Below are 3,911 nucleotides of genomic sequence, written 5' to 3'. Positions count from 1 at the left end.
GCCGCCCACGGGGGCGATGGCCTGCACCTGGGTGCAGGCGGTGAGGGATGCCGCGGCCACGACGAGCGCGGCCAGCGCCCAGGTGCGTCTCACGATGCCGCCTTCTGCTCGTGGGCCAGGATGCGTGCGCGCTCGGTCATGCGCTGGGCCTCGAGCGCGGCATCCGTGATCTTCTCGAGGTCGAACGGGGCCGGGAGCAGCAGCTCGGTGTTGCGGTCGAGGGCGGAGCCGCGACGCATCGCCGGGGATTCGGCCCAGTCGTTGGCCGCGAACTCGCGGGCGCGAGCGGCGAGGTCGCGGGACGCGCCGGTGCCGGCGGGAGTCGCCGCCGAGGCGTGGTCGAGCACGGTGGTGAAGATCGAGAGGGTGCCGTCGCGGTTGTCGACGATCTCGAGCACCTGCTGCTGCTGCGGGAAGTCGATGCACGAGGCGGTCGTGATCTCCCAGAAGCCGCCGCCGTTCGCACCCGGGTGGGCGAGGATCTGGTTGAGGTGCGTGTGGCCGTTGAGCCAGGCGATGGCGACGGGGTAGGCCAGGAGCAGGTCGATGACGTCTTCGGCATGGTGCAGCACCGTGGTGTCGCCGGGGCGCTGGGCGTCATTCTCGAGGGTGAGGCTGTTGTGGTGGCTGAGCACCACGACGAGCATGCCCTCGGTGGTCGCCTGCTGCAGCTGAGCCTTCAGCCACTGGAACTGCACGTCGGGGAGGGCCCCGTCGGGGCCGGCCACGGCGTTGCAGGTGTCGAGGCCGATCGCGCGCACGAACGGGGAGAGCTGCGCCGTCCACCAGGTCTCGCCCGAGTCGAGGTTGTGCTGGGTGAAGCCGTGGCCGATGGGTCCGGGCTGGGTCTCGGTCGTGAAGTGCTCGGCCATGAAGTCGCGCTGCGCGAACAGGTAGCGGTCGGGGTTCGCGGTGACCTCTCTGAAGCCGGGGCGTCCGAGCCAGAGGCCGAACGCGTCGAGCAGCTGCGTGACGGCGCTGCCGCTGGCGGCGTAGCCCGCGAGCGCCATCGATGCCGTCGCTTCGAGTGTGTACGCCTTGCGGCCGCCGACGGCGAGGGCGTGCAGCGTGGGGCTGAGGTTGAACGTGCCGAGCAGCAGGGTGTCGTGGTTGCCGTAGACGGCGTACCAGGGCGCGGGGAGGCCGGGGGAGGTCGCCGGGTGGCTGATGGCGTCGTCGAGCAGGGTGGGGAGGGTGGGGAACCCGTAGTCGCCGAACGATCCGCCGCTCGGATCGTTCGGGCGGTACGCCCACGTCGCCTCGGGCCACGCCTGCACGCCCTGATACGTGCTGCCCGAGGACGCCGGGTTCACCGAGAGGCCGTCCATGAGGTCGATGTACCAGCGCAGCTCGAGGTGGGAGTGCATGTCGGCGCTGTCGCCGGTGACGACGGCGGCGCCCATCGGAACCCCGGTGAGCGGGGAGTAGCGGGCGTCGGAGAACGCCTGCACCATGGCCGCCGTCGTGTGCGGACTGAGCGGATCGTGCGGGTGGAACGCCGAACCCCAGGCGGAGTGGTCCTGCACGATCATCGGCTCGATGCGGCCGGGTGACTGCGCGTCGATGACGTGCAGGTCGCTGAGGTGCCCAAGGTAGAGCAGCGACCGTCGGCGACTCGTGCGGGTCGGGTCGGCGGTGCGGCCGAGCACGTCGTAGCGGGCGATGTAGGGCTCGCCGACGCCCGTGGTGAGGGTGCGGTACGAGCCCTTCGTCACCGGTCCGTAGAGGATCGTCTGCAGCAGGGTGCTCGGGATCTCCCCGGGGTCGGTCTGGGCCAGAGCAAGCTGCGGGGCGAGGGTCTCGACGCTCACGCCGAGTGCCGCCGCGAGGGCGGCCGTACGCGCCAGGAACTGGCGGCGGGAGAGTCCCCCCATTGCTGCCCTTCGGGTCGGCAACCGTGTGCGAGTGCGCTCATCATGACATGCACGTCGGGGCGCGGCAACGCGCCACGACGGCGGATGCGGCGGGCCGCGGCATCCGCTCTCGTCACCGGCCGTGGCGACGCGCGCCGGCCATGGTCAGACCATTCGTCCGGGTCTCGTACCCTGGGAGGGTGCTGACCACTCTGACCGGATTCGTCGTGGTCGGCGTGGCGATCGGCGTCGGGTACGTGCTGGGCCGGATCGGACTGCTCGGTCCGCACGCGCCGTTCGTGCTCGGCCGGCTCGTCTTCTACGTGCTCTCGCCGTTCCTGCTGTTCGTGGTGCTCTCGAAGGCCGACGTGCACGTGCTGTTCTCGGCGCAGCTGCCGGCGTCGGCGTTGACGGCTGCGATCGTGCTCGCCGTCTACGTCGTGATCGCGCGGCTGGTGTGGCGGCGCGGACTCGGAGAGACCGTGATCGGCGCGCTGTCGGCGGCGCAGGTGAACTCGAACAATATCGGCATCCCGCTGTCGCTGTACCTGCTGGGGTCGGCCGCCTACCCGGCGCCGGTGATCCTGATGCAGCTGCTGATCCTCACCCCGATCACCCTGGCGCTCTTGGATGCCGCGACCTCCGACGAGCTGCGCATCGGGCGCACGATCCTGCGCACCGTCACGAACCCGATCGTGATCGGCTCCCTGCTCGGCACGTTGTTCTCGGCGTTCGAGATCCCGCTCCCCGACATCGTGTTCGAGCCGCTGCAGTTCATCGCGGGCGCGGCGGTGCCGGTGCTTCTCATCTCCTACGGAATGTCGCTCAACGGCCAGAAGGTGCTCGGGGTGGCGGGTCATCGCCGCGACGTGCTGCTCGCGAGCGCGCTGAAGCTCATCGTCATGCCGGTCGTGGGATGGCTCGTCGCGACCTACGTGCTCGGCCTCGACGCGCACGGGGTGCTCGTCGTCGTCGTGCTCGCGGCACTGCCGACCGCGCAGAACGTCTTCAACTACGCGCAGCGCTACGGGGTCGGCCAGACGATCTCCCGCGACACCATCTTCATCACGACGATCGGCTGCATCCCGGTGCTTCTGGCAGCCGTGCTGCTGCTGCCGCACTGACGCTCGACGTCACAGTCGGCCGCGGGGCCGCGGCATCCGGTTCTCCGGCGCACGGCAGCCTCGACACCGTGCCGGCGTTCGTCGTGCAGCCGCGACCGGCATCTGCCAGGGTGCTGATGTGCCGGATCTGCTCACCGCGTCGTTCCTCGTGGTCGCGGGGCTCGTCGCCGGCGTGATCGGCACGGCGGGCGGCATCACTTCCCTCGTCGCGTTCCCGGCGCTGCTCGCCGTCGGCATCCCGCCGCTCGCGGCGAACGTGACGAACTCGGTGGCGCTCCTCGGCAGCGGGCTCAGCTCGGCGCTGCGCGCCGGTCCCGACCTGCGCGGCCATGCCGCAACGCTGCGCACCTGGATGCCGCCGTCGGTCCTCTTCTCCCTCGCCGGGGCGGTACTGCTCGTCCTCACCCCGGGCGCCCTGTTCGACCGGGTGGTGCCCTTCCTCGTGGCGACGGGCTCCCTCGTGCTGCTCGCGCAGCCGGTCATCGCCCGCGCGCAGCGACGCTTCGGGCGAGGGATGCCGCGCCCCGCCGCCGCGATCGCCGGGGGCGCCGTCGCGACCTACAACGGCTATTTCGGGGCGGGTTCCGGCATCCTGCTGATCACCCTGCTGTTGCTGACGACCGAACCCGTGCTGCACCGCGCGAACTCGCTCAAGAACGTCATCCTCGTCGCCTCGGACGTGTTGCCCGCGGTGCTGTTCGCGGTGTGGGGCACGGTGGTGTGGGCGGCGATGTGGCCGCTCGCGATCGGCGCCGTGCTCGGTGGCCTCATCGGCCCCGCGGTGGCCCGTCGTCTCCCGCCGGCGGTGCTCCGCGTGCTCATCGCGCTGTGCGGCTTCGCGCTCGCGGGGTATCTGCTCGTCCGGGGGTGAGGGTGGGCCCGGTTGGCCTCGAGCTCACGATGGCTGAGTGCCGCGCTCTGTCGAGTGCATTCC

Annotated in this window: 3 protein-coding genes; 2 read left to right on the top strand and 1 reads right to left on the bottom strand. The window is 71.0% G+C overall.

All coding sequences use genetic code 11. The annotated features are described in order from the left end of the window. Window positions 1–89 precede the first annotated feature (89 nt). Window positions 90–1,874 carry a TIGR03767 family metallophosphoesterase gene (locus tag ASG00_RS13975; protein WP_056210313.1) on the bottom strand — a complete coding sequence of 595 codons (1,785 nt, stop codon included), beginning with the start codon at window positions 1,872–1,874 and terminating at the stop codon, window positions 90–92. Window positions 1,875–2,053: 179 nt separating this feature from the next. Here ASG00_RS13975 and ASG00_RS13970 point away from each other — a divergent pair, with 179 nt between their 5' ends. Next, entirely contained in the window at window positions 2,054–2,977 is a 924-nt protein-coding gene (locus ASG00_RS13970) for an AEC family transporter (protein ID WP_056210311.1), read from the top strand. Window positions 2,978–3,095: 118 nt separating this feature from the next. Then, window positions 3,096–3,848, top strand: a complete 753-nt coding sequence (locus tag ASG00_RS13965) for a sulfite exporter TauE/SafE family protein (protein ID WP_056210309.1) — start codon at window positions 3,096–3,098, stop codon at window positions 3,846–3,848. Window positions 3,849–3,911 lie beyond the last annotated feature (63 nt).

The organism is Microbacterium sp. Leaf351 (assembly GCF_001423825.1).
Taxonomy (GTDB): Bacteria; Actinomycetota; Actinomycetes; order Actinomycetales; family Microbacteriaceae; genus Microbacterium; species Microbacterium ginsengisoli.
Note: the sequence above shows the minus strand (reverse complement) of the source record. Positions and strands in the feature narration are given on the sequence as shown.